Consider the following 19,905-nt stretch of genomic DNA (forward strand, 5'->3'; position numbering starts at 1 on the left):
GAAGGAACCACAGCACTGATGACTACCCCTACCGACCACGCCCGCCTGCTGCGGCTGGCGACGCGCGCCTCGGTGGCGGTCGCGTGCATATTGATCATCGCCAAAGCCATCGCCTGGTGGCTGAGCGGCTCGGTGAGCATGCTCGCCGGGTTGACCGACTCGGCACTCGACGGCGTCAGCTCGCTGCTCAATCTGCTGGCCGTGCATTACGCCTTGCGCCCGGCCGACAACGATCATCGTTATGGGCACGGCAAGGCCGAATCATTGGCGGGCATGGCTCAGGCGCTGTTCATTGGCGGCAGCGCAGTGCTGATTGCCTTGCAGGCGATCGAACGGTTGAAACATCCGGAGCCGATAGGCGCAGCGTGGCTCAGCATCGGGGTGATTGTGTTCTCCCTCGTCCTGACCGTGGCCCTGCTGATGTTGCAGCACCGGGTAATCAAGGCTACCGGTTCCAACGCGGTGAGCGCCGACTCCTTGCATTACCGCTCGGACCTGCTGCTCAACGGCGGCATTCTCGTGGCGCTGGTGCTGGCCGGGTTTGGCTGGCAGCAAGTCGACCCTTGGTTCGGTCTGGGGATCGCTGCTTACATCCTCTGGAGCGCAATTCAGATCGCCCGGGAAAGTTTTGCAGTGCTGATGGATGAAGAGTTACCGACTGATGTCAGCCAGCACATGCTCGAACTGGCCTGCAGCGTACCGGGGGTTCTGGGTGCCCACGACTTGCGCACGCGGATTTCCGGTAACCAGTGGTTCGTGCAATTGCATCTGGAATTGCCGGGGGACTTGACCCTGTCAGTCGCCCACGGCATCAGCGATCAAGCCGCCGATGCGATTCATGCCGTCTACCCGCGAGCCGAAGTGCTGGTGCACGCCGACCCGCAGGAAGTGGTGAAGGCCGCCAGGGCTCAGTAACTCACTTGATAACCGCGACTGCTCAGGCAGTTGCCCTGGGCCTGTCGGTAAACTTGCACCACCGACGGATCCGGTCGGTAGGTGGCGGTACGTGGATCGAAACCGCTCTGTTGCACGGCCCAGCGATAACATTCATAAGCGTCCCGGCTGACTTCCTCCGGCGACTGGCCGTTGGCCGGATACGCCACCACGTCATAACCATTGCTCACCGGTTGCGGCTGCACGGGCGGTTCGACCACGACGTAATCTTGAGTGCTCTCCTGGTAGGCGTAATACGCGCCGGCCGCCAGGAACAACAGCGTGCCACCGATCCACACCTCACGGGCGTAATCGGGCAAATAGCTGACACGAATCCCTCGAGGCGGCTGAACCACCACATAACGCGGGCCTTGCGGGCGATACCAATACCCACCGGAATAGAAATAATCCTGGCCACGATACGGCACACGGAAGTGACGCTCCTCCGGGAAGCGGTCGATCACGTACCCCGGACGATACTGCGGACCGGGGCCCCAGCCATTACCGTGCCCATCCGGGCGACCGGGCCAGCGACGGTCATCGTGACGCGGCTCCCGCCCCCCGGTCTGCCATGGCTGGTTGTAATTGTTACGCCACCGCTCGTCCTGATAGTAGCCACGCCGCGGTTCCTGGGTCTGGCGCACGGTATCGGGCCGACTCTGGATTGGCAGATTATTACTCGGTTGTTGCGGCGCTCGCTCCTGAACGTTTGGATCGTGTAGCGGACGGTTCTGCCACTGGCCACCCTGAACGCTGGAGTCGTGCGGCGTACGGTTCTGCCACTGGCCGCCCTGATTGTTGGACTCGTGCGGCGCCCGGTTCTGCCACTGGCCACCCTGATTCTGGTCGTGGAGCTCAAACTTGCGACTGTTGTCGCCACGAATGATTTCGGTGTTCTGCGGGCGTGGCTGATTGCTGCCGCCACGGCCCTGGCCCTGTTCATTGCCCCGATGATCAGGCCCATGCTGCCCGCCATCGGGGCCGCGGTTCTGCGGTTCATCGGCAAGCGATTGTGCAGTGACACTCACACACAGCAAACCAACACCGGCCAAACGCCAGATGCGCGATTTCATGCTTTTCCTCACGGCGGGTTAGGGCCTGTACGTAAGACTGGGAAAGCGCAGGCCGGTTCTGCAACAGGTTATCAGTCACGTAACTTTTTTATTGAGCGGCTTTTTATTAAGGGCATGCCAAATTGCGGGCAAGAAAAAAGGGAGACCCGTCGGCCTCCCTTTGAGAACTTCGTCCGTGCTCGACGCTTATGACGTCGGCTCACCTCACGCCGTCTTCTGGACAGTGTGTAGCTCGGGGGCCGACGCATCCCCGGTGGGGGTGGCGACCGCAGCTGGCCTGATTGGGCGAGCCGCACTGGACTGTTTGTCCGAGCAGTGATTCTGGTGATAAGAATAGGCCCGGAGCACCGACAGAGGATTGCGAAGATTGCTCAAATAAACATCACTTGCGCAATTTTTAACTCAGGATAGATAATCTGCCGCAATAGTTATGACAAAGGCCTGATTGATGAGCAAACTCGACCGATACGACCTGAGTATTTTGGCGGAATTACAGCGCGACGCGCGCATCTCCAATCAGGAGCTGGCCGAACGCATCGGCCTGTCGCCTTCGCCTTGCTCGCGGCGGGTCAAGCAACTGGAAGACGACGGCTACATCTCCCGCCAGGTCGCCTTGCTGGACCGCAAGATGCTCGGCCTGAGCCTGACCGCCTACGTGCTGATCGGCATGGACCGCCATACTCCCGAGCGCTTCGAGAACTTCGAAGCCGCCATTCGCACGTTACCGCAAGTGCTGGAATGTAGCCTGGTGACGGGGATGGATGCGGATTATCAGCTCAAGGTGGTGGTGCCGGACATGGATCACTATCAGAAGCTGCTGCTGGGGCATCTGACCCGGATTGAAGGGGTGACGAGTGTACGGTCGAGTTTCGTGTTGAACCAGGTGCTCAATAGCACGGAGTTGCCTTTAACCCATTTGCGCAGCTGAGATACCCCCTTCTGTAGGCTGTAGAAGCTGTGTAGGAGCTGTCGAGTGAAACGAGGCTGCGATCTCTTGATCTTGCTCTTTAAATACAACATCAAAAGATCGCAGCCTCGTTTCACTCGACAGCTCCTACGGCGCCTACACAGTTCATACAAGAGCGGTTCTGGCGTCAGCCAGGGCGACGAATGACTGCGGCACACCGACGCAGGTCAATACCCCGCCAATCCCCCTTGGCGTATACTCCTCCGGCCTTTTTAGCCCCGCCCGCGCTGGAGATATTCGATGGATCCTGCAGTTTTCGAAGAGTGGATGATGACTGGCCTGGTCAGCATCCTGATCATTTTCATGGGCTTCATCGTCTGGGATCTGGCAAAAAAATCCAAAGCCGGGCGCTTCGGCTCGTTCATTCTGTTCTTTGTGCTGGGGTTGGGCGTGGCCGCATTCGTGATCAAAAGCGTGGTCATCGGCCTGATCGAATCCGGCACACTATAAACGCGCCGGCACTTCCTTCCACTGGCCCTGATCGAGCCCTTCGATCGACCAGTCACCGATTTTGACCCGCACCAGGCGCAACGTCGGCAAGCCGACCGCTGCGGTCATGCGTCGCACCTGACGGTTGCGCCCCTCGCGAATCACCAATTCCAGCCAACTCGTCGGCACGCTTTTGCGAAAGCGCACCGGCGGGTTGCGTGGCCACAGTTGCGGCTCATCCAGTTGTCGCGCTTCGGCCGGCAAGGTCATACCGTCGTTCAATTCAACGCCATCGCGCAAACGCTGCAACTGCTCGGCGGTTGGCTCGCCTTCCACTTGCACCCAGTAAGTCTTGGCCAGTTTGTGTTTCGGGTCGGCAATCCGCGCCTGAAGCTGGCCGTCGTTGGTCAGCAGCAACAAGCCTTCGCTGTCACGGTCCAGCCGTCCTGCCGGGTAAATCCCCGGAATCTCGATAAAGTCCTTGAGCGTCGCCCGCCCTTCGCCGTCGCTGAACTGCGTCAGTACATCGAAAGGTTTGTTGAACAGAATCAGCCTCGGCTCGGCCGGTGGCGCTTTGGCGACACGGCGCGGGGCTGATTGCGGTTTGTTCGCGCCTGGGCGGCGAGAGTCGGGACGTTGAGGACGAGACATGAGCAAAGGAACATCTAACGGTCAGGGCCGCTAATGCTAGTGCCCCAACCGTCAAATGACCATGAGAACAATCAGCGGAACGGCGGCTCGTCGAAGCTGCGCAGTTTGCGTGAGTGCAGCGAGTTGAGCTCGGTGCGCAACAGATCCACCGCCTCGATACCGATCTTCAAGTGCTGGCTGACCGCGCGCTCATAGAACGCGTTGGCCGAACCCGGCAGTTTGATTTCGCTGTGCAGCGGTTTATCCGACACGCAGAGCAACGTGCCGTAGGGCACCCGCAAGCGATAACCCTGGGCGGCAATCGTGCCGCTTTCCATGTCCACCGCCACGGCGCGGGACAGGTTGATCAGCGGGCGTTCCTGCGCCCAGCGCAGCTCCCAGTTACGGTCGTCGTAGGTCAACACGGTGCCGGTACGCAGGCGTTTCTTCAGTTCGTCGCCCTTTTCACCGGTGATGTTGGCCGCCGCTTGCTGCAACGCCAACTGCACTTCGGCCAAGGCCGGAATCGGAATGTTCGGTGGCACCACCCGGTCGAGAATCCCGTCGCGACGCATGTAGGCGTGTGCCAGCACGTAATCGCCAATGGTCTGCGACTGACGCAAGCCGCCGCAGTGGCCGATCATCAGCCAGCAATGCGGACGCAACACGGCCAAATGGTCGGTGATGTTCTTGGCGTTGGACGGGCCGACGCCGATGTTCACCAGAGTCACGCCATGGCCGTCGCTGGCGATCAGGTGATAGGCCGGCATCTGGTAACGATGCCAGACCACGCCCGCGGCAATCGCCGAGGCTTCGCCATGGTCCATACCCTTTTCGATGATCACGTTGCCCGGCAACACCATGCGCACAAAACGCGGGTCTTTGCGCAGTTGTTCCAGGCCATGAACGATGAACTGGTCGACGTAACGGTGGTAGTTGGTCAACAGAATCCACGGCTGCACATGCCGCCAGTCGCTGCCGGTGTAGTGCACCAGTCGGCGCAGGGAGAAGTCCACCCGCGCGGCATCGAACAGGGCCAATGGCAGCGGGTCGGTGTTTTCCCAATCGTACAAGCCATCGGCGATGCCATCGGTGGCGGCCGACAGATCCGTACTCGGGAACACCCGCGCCAGTACCGCCGCCGTGACGCCGGAGCCGGCCAGTTCATCGCCCTGCTCGACCACGTACGGATAAGGAATGTTCTGCTGGCTGACGCCGACTTCCACGGTCACGGTGAAGTCGTGCATCAACGGAACGAGTTGTTCCAGCAGGTATTTGCGAAAGGCTGCCGGATGAGTGACGGTGACGCTGTAGGTCCCCGGCAATTGAACCTTGGCATAGGCGCGAGTGGTCTGTGGGACTTCGCCCTGGCAGAGGTAGGTCAGACGCAACTCGGGATAACGAAACAGGGCACGCTGTTCAGCGTCCGGCTCGACGCGATCCTTGAGATAACGCTTGAGCGCTTGATTCAGCGCTGTGGTTGCACGCTCGTGCAAGACAGCAAGCCGGTCAACGGCTTGCTCGGCGGTTTGAACGACAATAAACGCTTCGGTCACGATCAGCTTCCTGTGTTCTGACTTGCAGACCTTCATCTTGCCTGCATCATCGCTTCACGGGAACAGTGAAAAAAGATCGCAGCCTTCGGCAACTCCTACAGAGGGTCGTCGTACACCTGTAAGAGGCTGCCGAAGGCTGCGATCTTTTCGCCCTTCAGAAGCCCTGCGGTGTCGAGCGGGCCACAATCGCTTCCACATCCAGCCCACGTGGCAACGTTCCATACACCCGACCGGCCGAACCGAGCCGGCTGGCGATGAACGCATCACTAACCGCCGCATTGCCAGCCTCCAGCAACAGCCTGGCCTGAAGCCCCAAGGCGATGTCTTCGGTGAGCTGGCGGGCGCGGTATTGAATGTCGTCGGTGTCCTTGAACGCCTTCTGCAACTGGCCGATGTGTGTGGCCAGGCGTTTGTCGCCATGGCCATCGCCCAACTCGTTGAACAGCACATCGAGCACGCCCGGTTCTTTCGACAACGCGCGCAACACGTCGAGGCATTGCACGTTGCCGGAACCTTCCCACGTCGAGTTGACCGGTGCCTCACGGTACAGTCGCGGCAAGATGCTTTCTTCGACGTAACCGGCGCCGCCCATGCATTCGGCCGCTTCGTTGATCATCGCGGGCGCGCGTTTGCAGATCCAGTACTTGCCCACTGCCGTCACCAACCGAGCGAATTTCGCTTCGTGCTCGTCATCCAGATGATCCAGCGCTCGCCCCATTCGCAGGCTCAACGCCAGGGAGGCTTCGCTTTCCAGGGCCAGGTCGGCCAGCACGTTTTGCATCAAGGGTAGTTCGCTGAGCAACTTGCCACCGACCTTGCGGTGGGCGCAGTGATGGCTGGCCTGGGTCAAGGCCTGGCGCATCAGCGCGCTGGAGCCGACCATGCAATCGAAACGGGTCATGGCGACCATTTCGATAATGGTCGGAACGCCCCGGCCCTCTTCGCCGACCATCCAGGCCAGGGCGCCACGGAACTCCACCTCGCTGGAGGCGTTGGACCAGTTGCCGAGTTTGTTTTTCAGCCGCTGTATGTAGAACTGATTGCGCGTGTCATCCGGGCGATGACGCGGCAGCAGGAAACAGGTCAGCCCTTTGTCGGTCTGGGCCAGGGTCAGGAAGGCGTCACACATTGGCGCCGAGCAGAACCATTTGTGGCCCACCAGTTCATACGCCTGGCCCGGCCCTCCGGCACCCACCGGATAGGCCTTGGTGGTGTTGGCCCGCACGTCGGTGCCGCCCTGTTTCTCGGTCATCGCCATGCCGATAGTGACCCCGGCCTTATGGGCCATACCAACATTGCGCGGGTCGTATTCGGTGGCGAGGATTTTCGGCAGCCATTGCCGGGCCAAATCCGCTTGCAGGCGCATCGCCGGGACGCTGGCGAAAGTCATGGTTAATGGGCAACCGCTACCGGCCTCAGCCTGACTGTGCAAATACGTCATGGACGCGCGAGCCACATGGGCGCCCGGTTGCGGATCGGTCCAGGGCAACCCTGTCAGGCCATGCTCCACCGCCGTGCGCATCAACTGGTGATAAGCCGGGTGAAACTCCACCAGGTCGATGCGATGGCCGTAACGGTCATGGCTGACGAACACCGGTTTGTTCTGATTGGCCGCAAACCCGGCCTCCATCAGCGGCCCGCCGGCCAATGCGCCGTAAGCGTCGATCCGCGACTCGGCCCAACCAGCATCGAACCGCCGCGACCACTCCTGCAAAGGCAGGTCGATGCGATAGAGGTTGGTGCCGTCCAGCGACGGTGGCTGGTTGGTGACTTCGTGGGTTTCGGCGAACTGATGCAGGTTCATGACGGGACTCCTTTGGTCAGCCAAGGGATTTTCAGTTAAGCACCGCCCCGAGGCTGAACAAAGTGGCATATCTGCCTAACTGTCGGCGCTTTCGCCTTGTCCAGAACAGAGCACCCGTCGATAGAGCGCGGCCTGCAAGTCCTCGAATTTCACCGGTTTGTTCAGGTAGTCGACCAAGGTGTCACTCGAGCAGTGCACTCGGTCCGCACTCAGGGCAATCATGAACACGGGTAATTCGGCGCAACCCGGCAACGCACGGATCCGGCGGAAGATGGAGGCGCTGTCCACTGGCGGCAACTGGCAATCGAGCACTACCGCGTCAACGGCTTCACACTGCAATTGATCGAGCGCAGCAAGGCCACTGTCAGCGGTGCGTACCCGGAACCCAAGCTTGAGCAACATGCCGCGCATCACCAATTGATTGATGCTGTTGTCATCGACCAGCAATACCGTGCACTCCTGGGGCAAGCGCAGGCCGGTGGTTTGCCGGGTGATCGAGGGGGTGGGATCCACCACCGACAGCTCGAATTCGACGTCGAGCTGGAAGCGGCTTCCACGGCCCAGTTCCGAACGATGGCTCAGGCGGCCGCCGAGCAAGTCGACCAACTGCTGACAAATCGCCAAGCCAACGCCTAGGCCGCCATATTCGCGGGTCATCGAGCCGTCGAGCTGGAAGAAGCGCTGGTACAGCGTCGCCTCCCCCAAATCGGTAAAACCGATGCCGGTGTCGATCACCGCAAAAGACAGCGCCAGACGACCGGGCTCCGCCGCCGGTTTACCCGTCACCCGCAGCGCCAGACCACCGACTCGGGTGAATTTGATTGCGTTGTCCAGCAAGCATTCCAGGCATTGCGCCAGCTTGCCGCTGTCGCCGAACAAACGATCCGGCAACCCGGGCGTTACCTCGACCTTGAAGTCCAGCGACTTGCCCGACGCATTGCCGTCGAACTGCCCGCGCAAAGACTCGACCATACTGCGCAAGCTGAACGTGTCCGGATAGACCTTGAGCTTGCCGGCCTGCAATTCGGTCAGGGTGAGGATGCCGTTGACCATGCGCATCATGTCCCGCGCCGAACCTGCCGCCGTTTGCTGATACTGCTCCAGCTCTGGGTTCATCTCGACGGTCTGCATCAGCTCCAGCGAACCGATCACACCGTTCATGGGCGTGCGCAGTTCGTGGGTCAACGTGGCGAGGAATTCGTCCTTGAGCCTGTTGCTGTGAGCCAGTTGCTGGTTCAGCACCTCAAGTTTCTGGCCGGCGTCGAACAACGTCTGTGCCTGTTGCTCGCGCATGGCGTTGATACGATCGGCCAGGGCCAGGGACAGCAATGCCACTTCAATCGCCGAGCCGATCTGGCTGGCGTACATGGTGAGGAACACGTTGGGCAAATACCCCAACACCATCATCGTGTTGACGACGCCTCCGAGCAAAAATGCCGACCAGGCAATGATGAAGTAGCGCGCCACCCTCAAGCCACGCCACCAGGCGAAAATCCCGGCAGCGAAAATCACCACGGTAAAGACCAGTGCCAACGCCGTCGCCAGACGCAGGGCCAGGGCGTAACTGGTCATCAAAGACAACCCGACCACCAGCCCGCTGAACGCGATCAGCGCCAATAGCACACGGTCCAGCCAGCGGCTGTGGGTGGCCGTCCGCAGGAAGCTGCGGGCAAACTGGCTGCCGAACAACCCCGAACAGCCGATGAAAAACGGCGTCGCGGCATTGGCCCACCACGGATTGTTCGGCCAGAAATACTCCACGGCCGCGCCGTTCACCGACAGCTGATACAAGCCGAACGAGGCGATGTAGACGATGTAATAGAGGTAACTGGTATCGCGCACACTGAGGAAGATGAACAGGTTGTAGACCAGCATCCCCAGCAACACGCCGTAAATCAGCCCCAGCACATAAAGCCGCACCGGCTGCTCTTCAAGGTAAGCAGTGCTCGACCACAAGGTGACGGGCGCCTGGATCGAGCCTTCGCTTTGCAGACGCAGGTACACGGTTTGCGCCTGCCCGGGCGCAAAGCTCAGACCGAACAGATAGTTGTTCTGACGAATTTCGCGAGTGGCGAACGGCAACGCATCGCCCGTCTGTCGGACCAATTGATAGTCGCCGCCAGCATCGGGCAAGTACAAATCAAGGTGATCGAGGGGCGGATAGGCCAGTTCCAACAGCCAGGTTCGTTGCGCCGTCGGATTGGTCGGACGGTATTGCAGGTCGATTTTCAGCCAGAACGCCGAACGCGAATAGCCGGCGTTGAGGGTGGCTTTATCGTGGGGTTTGAAGTGCCCGGCCGCTGCTTGCGCACGGACATCGGCAATGGTCGCTTGACCGCCCGCGTCTTCATAAACCTGCATCGTTCGGCCCAGGGGAAGGCTCTGGGTGAACTCGTCGAACTCGACGGCGCTCGCCAGGAGGGGCAAGCACAACAGCAACATCAACAAATAGCGCATTTAAGCCCCAGCGTGGCCTGTCCGGTTCTGTCAGGAAGCCCCCCATTCCTTTTGAGTAGACGTAAAACCGGTATTACCTGTTATTGGTTTGGATCCACTCTAGCATAGCCGTTAGTGGCCATTGAACACCATTGAAATTTTTCCTACAAAGGCTCTAGAACGGGCGTTCCAGCGCCACGCATTGAGTTAGAGCGGTTGGCTTGATCAGGCCGCGACATTGTCCCGGTGGGTGATGAACCCTGTGGCGAGGGGGCTTGCCCCCGTTGGGGTGCGAAGCGGCCCCCTTTGCCTTCTGCCCGGAACACCGCGTCGGCAGATTTACGACTGCTTCGCAGCCGAACGGGAGCAAGCTCCCTCGCCACAATGTATCGGCCGGACTGGACGTCGCAACACCCGAAAAACATGTTTGGTGGTAAGCTCGCGCACCATGAATATCTACAGCTCTCGCCCCGTTGTCCTCTGTCTCTCCGGCCACGACCCTAGTGGTGGCGCCGGCTTGCAGGCAGATATCGAAGCCCTGCTCGCCCAGGGTTGCCATGCGGCTCCGGCCGTCACCGCCCTGACCGTGCAAGACACGGTCAACGTCACTGACTTCCGCGTGCTCGATCGCGAGTGGGTACTGGCCCAGGCCAATGCCGTGCTCAACGACTCCGAAGTCGCCGCCGTCAAACTGGGTATGCTCGGTTCCCTGGAAATGGTCGACACCGTGGTCGAACTGCTTTCAGCGCACCCGCATTTGCCAGTGGTCTGCGACCCGGTGCTGCGCGCCGGCGGTGGCGGACGACTGGGCAAGGACGAAGTCGGCTACGCCATGCGCGAACGCTTGCTGCCGTTGTCGATCATCGCCACCCCTAACCTTCCCGAAGCCCGCATCCTCGCCGAACTGCCCGAAGGCACCGCCGACGAGTGCGCGGAAAAACTCCTGCCATTCGTCAAACACCTGCTGATCACCGGCGGCCATGGCGACGAACACGAAATCCACAACCGCCTGTACAGCCGCGACGGTCGCCGCGAAACCTTTACCTGCCAGCGCCTGCCCGGCAGTTATCACGGTTCCGGTTGCACGCTGGCCAGCGCCCTCGCCGGTCGCCTGGCCCAGGGTGAACACCTCGCCAGTGCCGTACAGAGCGCGCTTGACTACACTTGGCGCACCCTGCGAGATGCGGAACAGCTGGGCAAAGGCCAGTTCGTGCCCCGCCGTCTGCCGCTGGATTTCTGTTCGTAACTTTCGATGCGTAAAGCGCAGAGGCTTGTCCGATGAAACTACGTGGCCTGTACGCCATTACCGACAGCCAGCTACTGGCCGGTAAATTTCTTTCGTACGTGGAGGCGGCGCTCGAAGGCGGCGTCACCCTGCTGCAATACCGCGACAAAAGCAGCGACGAGGCCCGCCGCCTGCGCGAGGCCGAAGCCCTGCGTGATCTGTGCGATCGCTACAAGACCCAGCTGATCATCAATGACGACGCCGAACTGGCCGCGCGCCTGAATGTCGGCGTGCACCTGGGCCAGACTGATGGCCCACTGATGCCGGTGCGAGCACTGCTCGGGCGTCAGGCGATCATCGGCTCGACCTGCCACGCGCAACTCGAACTCGCCGAACAAGCCGCCAAAGAAGGCGCCAGTTACGTCGCCTTCGGCCGCTTCTTCAATTCCAACACCAAGCCTGGCGCACCGACGTGCAGCCTCGACTTGCTTGACCAGGCCCGCAGCAAACTGCACCTGCCGATCTGTGCGATCGGCGGCATCACCCTGGACAACGCCGCCCCGCTGGTGGCCCACGGCGTCGATCTGTTGGCGGTGGTGCATGGCCTGTTCGGCGCCGAGAGCACGGCTGAAGTGACGCGTCGCGCCCGCGCCTTTAACGAATTGTTCAAATCCTGATTTTGAGAGCCAAATAATGTCTCGTTCCGAAACCCTGTTTGCCAATGCCCAGAAACACATCCCCGGAGGCGTGAACTCGCCGGTTCGTGCGTTCAAGAGCGTTGGCGGCACGCCGTTGTTCTTCAAACACGCCGAAGGCGCCTACGTCACCGACGAAGACGACAAGCGTTATGTGGATTACGTCGGTTCCTGGGGCCCGATGATTCTCGGCCACAGCCACCCGGACGTGCTGGACGCGGTACGCAAACAGTTGGAGCACGGCTTGTCCTACGGCGCCCCGACCGCGATGGAAACCGAGATGGCCGATCTGGTCTGCTCGATCGTGCCGTCGATGGAAATGGTGCGCATGGTCAGCTCCGGCACCGAAGCGACCATGAGTGCGATCCGTCTGGCCCGTGGTTTCACCGGTCGCGACAGCATCATCAAATTCGAAGGCTGCTACCACGGCCACTCCGACAGCCTGCTGGTCAAGGCCGGCTCCGGCGCCCTGACCCAAGGCGTACCGAGCTCGGCCGGTGTACCGGCGGCGTTCGCCAAACACACCCTGACCCTGCCGTTCAACGACATCGACGCGGTCGAAACCATGCTCGCCGAAGTCGGCCAGGACGTGGCGTGCATCATCGTCGAACCGGTGGCCGGCAACATGAACTGCGTACCGCCGGCACCGGGTTTCCTCGAAGGCCTGCGGACCCTGTGCGACAAGCACGGCGTGGTGCTGATTTTCGACGAAGTGATGACCGGTTTCCGTGTCGCCCTCGGCGGTGCCCAAGCCTATTACGGCGTAACACCGGACCTGAGCACCTTCGGCAAGATCATCGGTGGCGGCATGCCCGTGGGCTGCTTCGGCGGCAAACGCAAAATCATGGAACACATCGCGCCACTGGGCCCGGTCTACCAGGCCGGTACGTTGTCGGGTAACCCGCTGGCGATGGCGGCTGGCCTGACCACGCTTCGTCTGATCAGTCGTCCGGGTTTCCACGCCGAGCTGAGCGACTACACCAGCCGCCTGCTCGATGGCCTGCAACAGCGCGCCGATGCCGCCGGCATTCCGTTCGTGACCACTCAGGCCGGCGGCATGTTCGGTCTGTACTTCAGCGGCGCCGACGACATCGTCACCTTCGATGACGTCATGGCCAGCGATGCGAACCTGTTCGGGCGCTTCTTCCACCTGATGCTCGAGGGCGGCGTGTACCTGGCGCCGAGCGCCTTCGAAGCCGGCTTCACCTCGATCGCCCACGGCGAAACCGAGTTGAAACTGACGCTGGACGCCGCCGAACGTGCCTTCGCCGCACTGAAGTAAATCTGCGACGCTGACGTTGGCGATTGCCAGCGTCAGCTTTCACCTACATCCGCAGCCTTTTTCCTGCTCAGCTGCCAATAATCCCCCGCAAAGTGGGTGATATAGTCCCCGCGCAGCAGAAAAACGAGTAAAGACTTTGTAAGGTTGGCCCTGCTTATTTCATAATGCGCGCTTATTGGATCCCTCGACGGGTCCGCGCGCCCCTCAGAGGTAAGTCGATTCCCATGAACCGCACCGGCCGCACCCTTGCATTGGGCTGCCTGTTGCTCCTTCAGCCCCTGCTCGCGCTCGCACAAGCAGGCGGCAACTCGTTGTTGATCCCGGCGATGGGTCGCTGCACCCTCAATACTCAGCCGCAAGACCTGACGCAAGCGCTCGCCGCCTGCCAGAAAGCGTCGGATGAAGGGGATGCGCAAGCGCAATACGAGTTGGGTGAGTTCTACTACGAAGGCAAAAACGCGCCGCGCGACCTCAATAAAGCCCTGAGCTACTTCGAAAAGGCCTCGCTGCAAGGTCATGCCCAGGCGCAATTCAAACTCGGCACCATGTTCTTCCATGGCGAAGGTGTACCGGCCAATAACATTCAGGCGTATATCGTGCTGAAAATGGCCGCGGTCAACGGCGCCGAAGACGCGCTGGACACCGCCGACGAAGTCGCCGAAAAAATGCCCCGCGAAGACCTGGAGGTTGCTACCCAGGTGCTGGGGCAAATTTTCCGTAAATACCTGATGGAATTGCAGAGCGCCGACGGGCGTACGCCGTTTTCGCCACTTCCCTGAATCGACAGAGCCCCCTGTGGCGAGGGAGCTTGCTCCCGCTCGGCTGCGCAGCAGTCGTAAAACCCAAGAACGCGGTGTGCCAGACTTATCGTGATTGCAGATCTCGGGGCCGCTTCGCGCCCCAGCGGGAGCAAGCCCCCTCGCCACAACAAGCTCCTTCAGCCAATCAACCTGCTGCTTACTTCTCAGGCATCGGCATCGGAAACGGCATGACATTACCGACCGCTCCGCGGGCTTCGCTGATTTTCGGCGTGCCGAGGCGCTCGACCTCGTCGATGCGCACGATCGAATGCATCGGCACAAAACTGCGCACAACGCCTTCGAACTGAGCCTTGAGCTTTTCCTCGCTCGGATCGACGACCACTTGTGTGCGCTCGCCAAAGACGAACTCTTCCACTTCCAGAAAGCCCCACAGATCACTTTGATAGATCTGCTTGGCGTACATTTCGAACACCTGGCCCTGATTGAGGAAAATCACCTTGTAGATTGGAGCTTCACGTTTGGTCATGGTGGGCGGGTAACACATCGGGGATAAAAATGAGGGCGCGAACTATAGCATAGCCACCGGACGCGCAGCGGTAGGAACCTTGGGACATGTTCCCTATAATGCGCGGTTCTTTGAATCACGTGATGAATCTTTCCATGGCCAAGAAGCTTTACATCGAAACCCACGGTTGCCAGATGAACGAGTACGACAGCTCGCGCATGGTCGATCTGTTGGGTGAACATCAGGCCCTGGAAGTCACTGCCCGCGCTGAAGACGCCGACGTGATCCTGCTCAATACCTGCTCGATCCGTGAACGCGCCCAGGACCGGGTGTATTCCCAGCTCGGCCGCTGGCGCGAACTGAAACTGGCCAATCCGGAAATGGTCATCGCCGTCGGCGGTTGCGTGGCCAGCCAGGAAGGCGCGGCCATCCGTGATCGCGCTCCGTATGTCGACGTGGTGTTCGGCCCGCAGACCCTGCACCGCCTGCCGGAAATGATCGACGCCGCGCGCGCTACCAAACTGCCGCAAGTCGACGTCTCGTTCCCGGAAATCGAAAAATTCGACCACTTGCCCGAACCGCGCATCGATGGGCCGAGCGCTTACGTGTCGGTCATGGAAGGCTGCAGCAAGTACTGCACCTTCTGCGTGGTGCCTTATACCCGCGGTGAAGAAGTCAGCCGGCCGTTCGACGACGTGATTGCCGAGATCATCCACCTGGCCGAAAACGGCGTGCGCGAAGTGACCCTGCTGGGGCAAAACGTCAACGGTTATCGCGGGACCACTCACGATGGTCGCCTGGCCGACCTGGCGGAATTGATCCGGGTGGTCGCCGCTGTCGATGGCATCGACCGGATTCGCTACACCACTTCGCATCCGCTGGAGTTCTCCGACAGCCTGATCCAGGCCCACGCCGACGTGCCGGAACTGGTAAAACACCTGCACTTGCCGGTGCAATCGGGCTCCGACCGGATCCTCGCGGCGATGAAGCGCAACCACACTGCGCTGGAGTACAAGTCCAAACTGCGCAAATTGCGGGCCGCCGTGCCAGGGATCTGCATCAGCTCGGACTTCATCGTCGGCTTCCCGGGTGAGACCGAGAAAGACTTTGAACAGACCATGAAGCTGATCGAAGACGTCGGTTTCGACTTCTCCTACTCGTTCGTCTACAGCCAGCGCCCGGGTACCCCCGCCGCCGACCTGGCCGACGAAACGCCGGAAGAACTGAAAAAAGAACGCCTGAACGCCCTGCAACATCGCCTGAACCAGCAAGGGTTCGAGATCAGCCGACAAATGGTGGGCTCCATTCAGCGGATTCTGGTCACCGATTATTCGAAAAAAGACCCTGGCGAACTGCAGGGTCGCACCGAGAATAACCGTATCGTCAACTTCCGCTGCGACAATCCGACCCTGATCGGCCAGTTCGCCGACGTGCACATCGACGCCGCGCAACCGCACTCGCTGCGGGGCTCGTTGATCCAATAACAGCAGGCCAGAGAGGCTTTGTGGCGAGGGAGCTTGCTCCCGCTCGGTTGCGAAGCAGCCGCAAACCAGACACCTCGATCATCCTGAAAGATTGAGGCTGGATGATTTGGGAGCGTTTCGCACTCCAGCGGGAGCAAGCTCCCTCGCCACAGTTATCCAGTGAGACTGCTTTAAGAGCTTTCGCACCCAGGCGACTGGCGTTATCCTTTATTTCATCAATATTGCCCCAGGGCGGCTAAATACGACCTTGAACGCACCCATAGAACCACATCGCTTCATCCTCGAGCCTTTTGAAGCTCGCCGCTTCGCCAATCTGTGCGGGCAATTCGACGAGCATCTGCGCTTGATCGAACAGCGCCTGACCATCGAGATCCGCAACCGCGGAAACCAGTTCGAACTGATCGGCGAGCCCAAGCACACCACCTCCGCGGAAAACCTCCTGCGTCGCTTGTACCGGGAAACCAAGGGTACCGAGCTGTCGCCGGACATGGTTCACCTGTTCCTGCAGGAATCGGCCGTCGAGGAACTGGACAACCACTCCCCCGCCGAACCGTCCGTCGCCTTGCGCACCAAAAAAGGCATGATTCGCCCTCGCGGCTTGAATCAACTGCGCTACGTGAAGGAAATCCTCGGTAACGACATCAATTTCGGCATCGGCCCTGCCGGTACCGGCAAGACCTATCTGGCTGTTGCCTGTGCGGTAGACGCACTGGAACGCGAGCAGATTCGTCGCATTCTGTTGGTGCGTCCGGCGGTTGAAGCGGGTGAAAAACTCGGCTTCCTGCCCGGCGACCTGTCGCAAAAAATCGACCCGTACCTGCGCCCGCTCTACGACGCGCTCTACGAAATGCTCGGCTTCGAATATGTCGCCAAGCTAATCGAGCGTCAGGTCATTGAAGTCGCGCCACTGGCCTACATGCGCGGCCGCACGCTGAACAATAGCTTCATCATCCTCGACGAAAGCCAGAACACCACCGTCGAACAGATGAAGATGTTCCTGACCCGGATCGGCTTTGGCTCTACGGCGGTCATCACCGGTGACATCACCCAGGTCGACCTGCCACGCGGCACCAAGTCCGGGTTGCATCATGTGATCGAAGTGCTCAAGGACGTTCCGGGCATCAGCTTCACCCACTTCCAGCCCAAGGACGTGGTGCGCCATCCGCTGGTGCAACGCATTGTCGAGGCGTACGAGCGCTTCGAAAATCGCGCTGCCGATGCCGCGCCAAAGGACACCCCACGCGATGCTTGAGCTTGATCTGCAACTGGCGAGCGACGCACCTGCCCCGAGTGAAGCCGAGTTTCGTCAATGGTGCGAACTGGCCCTGCGCCAGCGCACCGCCGACTCCGAGCTGACCATTCGTCTGGTCGACGAAGAAGAAGGCCGCGAACTCAATCACACCTGGCGGCAGAAGGATTACGCCACCAACGTGCTGTCATTCCCGGCCGACGTGCCGGACGAGTTGCTGGATATCCCGTTACTGGGAGATCTGGTGATCTGCGTGGCCGTGGTCGAGCGCGAAGCCGCCGAACAAGGCAAGGCACTCAACGCCCATTGGGCGCATCTGGTCATTCACGGCTGCTTGCATCTGCTTGGTTACGACCATATAGATGACGACGAAGCCGAAGAAATGGAAGCACTGGAACGAACGTTGCTAGCAGAACTGGGTCATCCGGACCCTTACGCGGACGACGAAACAGACACATCCCCTATCGTTACAACAAAGGATTCAGAGTAATCGCTATGAGCGAAGATCGATCGAGCAACGGGCAGAAGTCTTGGCTGGGTAAGCTCACCCAGGCTTTTGCCCACGAGCCGAAAAACCGCCAGGAGCTGCTGGAGCTGCTGCGCGATGCACACCAAAACAAGTTGCTGGACAGCGAAGCGCTGGCCATCGTCGAAGGCGCCATCCAGGTTGCAGACCTGCAAGTACGGGACATCATGGTCCCGCGCTCGCAGATGATCAGCATCAAGGCGACCCAGACACCTCGCGAGTTCCTGCCTGCCGTGGTCGATTCGGCCCACTCCCGCTACCCGGTGATCGGCGAAAGCCATGATGACGTGATGGGCGTGTTGCTGGCCAAGGACTTGCTGCCGTTGATCCTCAAGGAGAACGGCGACAGCTTCAACATCAAGGACCTGCTGCGCCCGGCCACCTTCGTGCCCGAGTCCAAGCGCCTGAATGTGCTGCTGCGCGAATTCCGCGCCAACCATAACCACATGGCCATCGTCATTGACGAATACGGCGGCGTGGCCGGTCTGGTGACCATCGAAGACGTGCTCGAACAGATCGTCGGCGACATCGAAGACGAGCATGACGTCGAAGAAGACAGCTACATCAAGCCGCTGCCCAGCGGTGACTTCCTGATCAAGGCCCTGACGCCGATCGAGAACTTCAATGAGTTCTTCGACAGTGAATTCTCCGACGACGAATTCGACACCGTCGGCGGTCTGGTGATGAGCGCGTTCGGGCACTTGCCAAAACGCAACGAAATCACCGAAATCGGCGCCTATCGCTTCCGCATCCTGAACGCCGACAGCCGTCGGATTCATTTGCTGCGCTTGACACCAATCGCCCGGTAAAAATTAAGGAAAGAAATGCGCTGGATGACCCGCCCCGGCTGGCCCGGTAACCTGCTGGCCGTGGCGGCCGGTGCACTCACCACCCTGGCCTTGGCGCCATTCGATATCTGGCCGCTGGCATTGCTGGCGGTCGGTTTCTTTTACGCCGGTTTGCGCGAACTGAGCCCCCGTCAGGCCTTGGGCCGTGGCTGGTGTTTCGGTTTCGGCCTGTTTGCCGGCGGAACCAGCTGGATCTACTACAGCATTCACAACTTCGGCGGCGCATCTGTACTGCTGGCCGGGTTCTTGATGCTGCTCTTCACCGCAGCGATTGCCTGGTTCTTCGCCCTGCCCGCCTGGATTTGGGCGCGCTGGCTGCGCCGTAACGAAGCACCGCTGGCCGATGCCCTGGCGTTTGCAGCGTTGTGGGTGGGCCAGGAAGCCTTTCGCGGCTGGTTCCTCACCGGTTTCCCATGGCTCTATTCCGGTTACAGCCAGCTCGACGGCCCATTGGCCGGGCTCGCGCCGGTCGGCGGGATGTGGCTGATTTCCTTCGCGCTGGCCCTGACCGCTGCGCTGATCTACAACGCACCGCGCCTGATTCGCACCGCTCGCAAGGGCTTTATTGTCGCTGGCGTATTACTGCTGGCCGGCCCTTGGGTGATCGGCATGGCGCTCAAGGAACACGCCTGGACCAGCCCTTCGGGTGCGCCGCTGAGCGTCGCGGCGATTCAGGGCAACATCGAACAAAGCATGAAATGGGACCCGTCGCAGATCAACGCGCAGCTGGCGCTGTACCGCGACATGAGCTTCAGCTCCAAACCCGTCGACCTGCTGATCTGGCCGGAAACGGCGGTCCCGGTGCTCAAGGAGTCCGCCGAGGGCTACCTGAACATGATGGGCAGCTTCGCAGCAGAGCGTAAATCCGCGCTGATTACCGGCGTGCCGATTCGCCAGGAAGTCCGTCACGAGAAACGTTACTTCAACGGCATTACCGTGGTCGGTGAAGGTGATGGCACGTACCTGAAGCAGAAACTGGTGCCATTCGGCGAATACGTTCCGTTGCAGGAAGTCTTGCGCGGCCTGATCGCGTTCTTCGACCTGCCGATGTCCGACTTTGCCCGTGGACCGGCCGATCAACCGCTGCTACAGGCCAAGGGCTATCAGATTGCGCCGTACATCTGCTACGAAGTGGTCTACCCGGAATTCGCCGCCGGCCTCGCTGCCCGCAGCGATTTGCTGCTGACCATCAGCAACGACACCTGGTTCGGCACCTCGATCGGCCCATTGCAACACTTGCAGATGGCGCAGATGCGCGCCCTTGAGGCCGGCCGCTGGATGATCCGCGCCACCAATAACGGTGTGACCGGCCTGATCAACCCGTTTGGTCAGATCACTGCCCGGATCCCGCAGTTCGAACGCGGTATTCTGTACGGCGAAGTGGTGCCAATGCATAACCTGACGCCGTATCTGCAATGGCGTTCGTGGCCGTTGATCATCATTTGCGTGCTGTTGTTTGGCTGGGCGTTGATGGCCAACCGGATGGCGAAGACCGTTTAACT

Annotated in this window: 18 protein-coding genes; 12 read left to right on the forward strand and 6 right to left on the reverse strand. The window is 60.5% G+C overall.

Annotated features, from left to right (window positions below):
• Positions 1-18: 18 nt before the first annotated feature.
• Positions 19-915, forward strand: coding sequence for a cation diffusion facilitator family transporter (locus LOY36_RS24840; RefSeq protein WP_258671233.1), 897 nt, complete (start codon positions 19-21; stop codon positions 913-915).
• Here the strand turns inward: LOY36_RS24840 and LOY36_RS24845 are convergent.
• A complete protein-coding gene (locus LOY36_RS24845; RefSeq protein ID WP_258671234.1) occupies positions 909-2,006 on the reverse strand; it encodes a DUF6515 family protein in 1,098 nt (365 codons plus the stop codon). The genes LOY36_RS24840 and LOY36_RS24845 overlap by 7 nt on opposite strands.
• Positions 2,007-2,454: 448 nt before the next feature.
• Between LOY36_RS24845 and LOY36_RS24850 the strand changes: the two genes are divergently transcribed.
• Both LOY36_RS24850 and LOY36_RS24855 read left to right on the forward strand, forming a co-directional pair.
• Positions 2,455-2,934: an Lrp/AsnC family transcriptional regulator gene (locus LOY36_RS24850; RefSeq protein ID WP_007937367.1), complete on the forward strand. Its 480-nt coding sequence runs from the start codon at positions 2,455-2,457 to the stop codon at positions 2,932-2,934.
• Between the two features lie 279 nt (positions 2,935-3,213).
• A complete protein-coding gene (locus LOY36_RS24855) occupies positions 3,214-3,423 on the forward strand; it encodes a DUF2788 domain-containing protein (protein ID WP_007937369.1) in 210 nt (69 codons plus the stop codon).
• Here LOY36_RS24855 and LOY36_RS24860 read toward each other — a convergent pair.
• From LOY36_RS24860 to LOY36_RS24875, 4 genes are all read right to left on the reverse strand, one after another.
• Positions 3,418-4,053, reverse strand: a complete 636-nt coding sequence (locus LOY36_RS24860) for a pseudouridine synthase (RefSeq protein WP_258671235.1) — start codon at positions 4,051-4,053, stop codon at positions 3,418-3,420. The genes LOY36_RS24855 and LOY36_RS24860 overlap by 6 nt on opposite strands.
• Before the next feature lie 71 nt (positions 4,054-4,124).
• Positions 4,125-5,624, reverse strand: a complete 1,500-nt coding sequence (gene amn / locus LOY36_RS24865) for an AMP nucleosidase (protein ID WP_018925774.1) — start codon at positions 5,622-5,624, stop codon at positions 4,125-4,127.
• Positions 5,625-5,742: 118 nt separating this feature from the next.
• Positions 5,743-7,392, reverse strand: a complete 1,650-nt coding sequence (locus LOY36_RS24870) for an acyl-CoA dehydrogenase family protein (protein WP_258671236.1) — start codon at positions 7,390-7,392, stop codon at positions 5,743-5,745.
• 75 nt (positions 7,393-7,467) lie between these two features.
• Positions 7,468-9,849, reverse strand: coding sequence for a hybrid sensor histidine kinase/response regulator (locus tag LOY36_RS24875; protein ID WP_258671237.1), 2,382 nt, complete (start codon positions 9,847-9,849; stop codon positions 7,468-7,470).
• A 427-nt stretch (positions 9,850-10,276) separates the two neighbouring features.
• Between LOY36_RS24875 and LOY36_RS24880 the strand changes: the two genes are divergently transcribed.
• From LOY36_RS24880 to LOY36_RS24895, 4 genes are all read left to right on the forward strand, one after another.
• Entirely contained in the window at positions 10,277-11,074 is a 798-nt protein-coding gene (locus LOY36_RS24880; RefSeq protein WP_019581334.1) for a hydroxymethylpyrimidine/phosphomethylpyrimidine kinase, read from the forward strand.
• Positions 11,075-11,106: 32 nt separating this feature from the next.
• Positions 11,107-11,730 carry a thiamine phosphate synthase gene (gene thiE, locus LOY36_RS24885; protein ID WP_018925770.1) on the forward strand — a complete coding sequence of 208 codons (624 nt, stop codon included), beginning with the start codon at positions 11,107-11,109 and terminating at the stop codon, positions 11,728-11,730.
• A 16-nt stretch (positions 11,731-11,746) separates the two neighbouring features.
• Positions 11,747-13,030: a glutamate-1-semialdehyde 2,1-aminomutase gene (gene hemL, locus LOY36_RS24890; RefSeq protein WP_258671238.1), complete on the forward strand. Its 1,284-nt coding sequence runs from the start codon at positions 11,747-11,749 to the stop codon at positions 13,028-13,030.
• A gap of 224 nt (positions 13,031-13,254) precedes the next feature.
• Positions 13,255-13,809 carry a tetratricopeptide repeat protein gene (locus LOY36_RS24895; protein WP_258671239.1) on the forward strand — a complete coding sequence of 185 codons (555 nt, stop codon included), beginning with the start codon at positions 13,255-13,257 and terminating at the stop codon, positions 13,807-13,809.
• A 178-nt stretch (positions 13,810-13,987) separates the two neighbouring features.
• Here the strand turns inward: LOY36_RS24895 and LOY36_RS24900 are convergent, their stop codons facing one another.
• Entirely contained in the window at positions 13,988-14,317 is a 330-nt protein-coding gene (locus LOY36_RS24900; RefSeq protein WP_003185742.1) for a DUF1820 family protein, read from the reverse strand.
• Between the two features lie 134 nt (positions 14,318-14,451).
• Between LOY36_RS24900 and miaB the strand changes: the two genes are divergently transcribed.
• From miaB to lnt, 5 genes are all read left to right on the forward strand, one after another.
• Positions 14,452-15,780: a tRNA (N6-isopentenyl adenosine(37)-C2)-methylthiotransferase MiaB gene (miaB, locus tag LOY36_RS24905; protein ID WP_018925767.1), complete on the forward strand. Its 1,329-nt coding sequence runs from the start codon at positions 14,452-14,454 to the stop codon at positions 15,778-15,780.
• Positions 15,781-16,027: 247 nt separating this feature from the next.
• Positions 16,028-17,032 carry a PhoH family protein gene (locus LOY36_RS24910; RefSeq protein WP_019650896.1) on the forward strand — a complete coding sequence of 335 codons (1,005 nt, stop codon included), beginning with the start codon at positions 16,028-16,030 and terminating at the stop codon, positions 17,030-17,032.
• On the forward strand, positions 17,025-17,519 hold the full coding sequence (gene ybeY / locus LOY36_RS24915; RefSeq protein ID WP_007937400.1) for an rRNA maturation RNase YbeY: 495 nt from the start codon (positions 17,025-17,027) through the stop codon (positions 17,517-17,519). The genes LOY36_RS24910 and ybeY overlap by 8 nt, the downstream gene beginning before the upstream one ends.
• 5 nt (positions 17,520-17,524) lie before the next feature.
• Entirely contained in the window at positions 17,525-18,364 is an 840-nt protein-coding gene (locus tag LOY36_RS24920) for an HlyC/CorC family transporter (RefSeq protein ID WP_007909641.1), read from the forward strand.
• A 15-nt stretch (positions 18,365-18,379) separates the two neighbouring features.
• On the forward strand, positions 18,380-19,903 hold the full coding sequence (gene lnt / locus LOY36_RS24925) for an apolipoprotein N-acyltransferase (protein ID WP_258671240.1): 1,524 nt from the start codon (positions 18,380-18,382) through the stop codon (positions 19,901-19,903).
• Positions 19,904-19,905 lie beyond the last annotated feature (2 nt).

Source organism: Pseudomonas sp. B21-019 (genome assembly GCF_024749225.1).
GTDB lineage: Bacteria > Pseudomonadota > Gammaproteobacteria > Pseudomonadales > Pseudomonadaceae > Aquipseudomonas.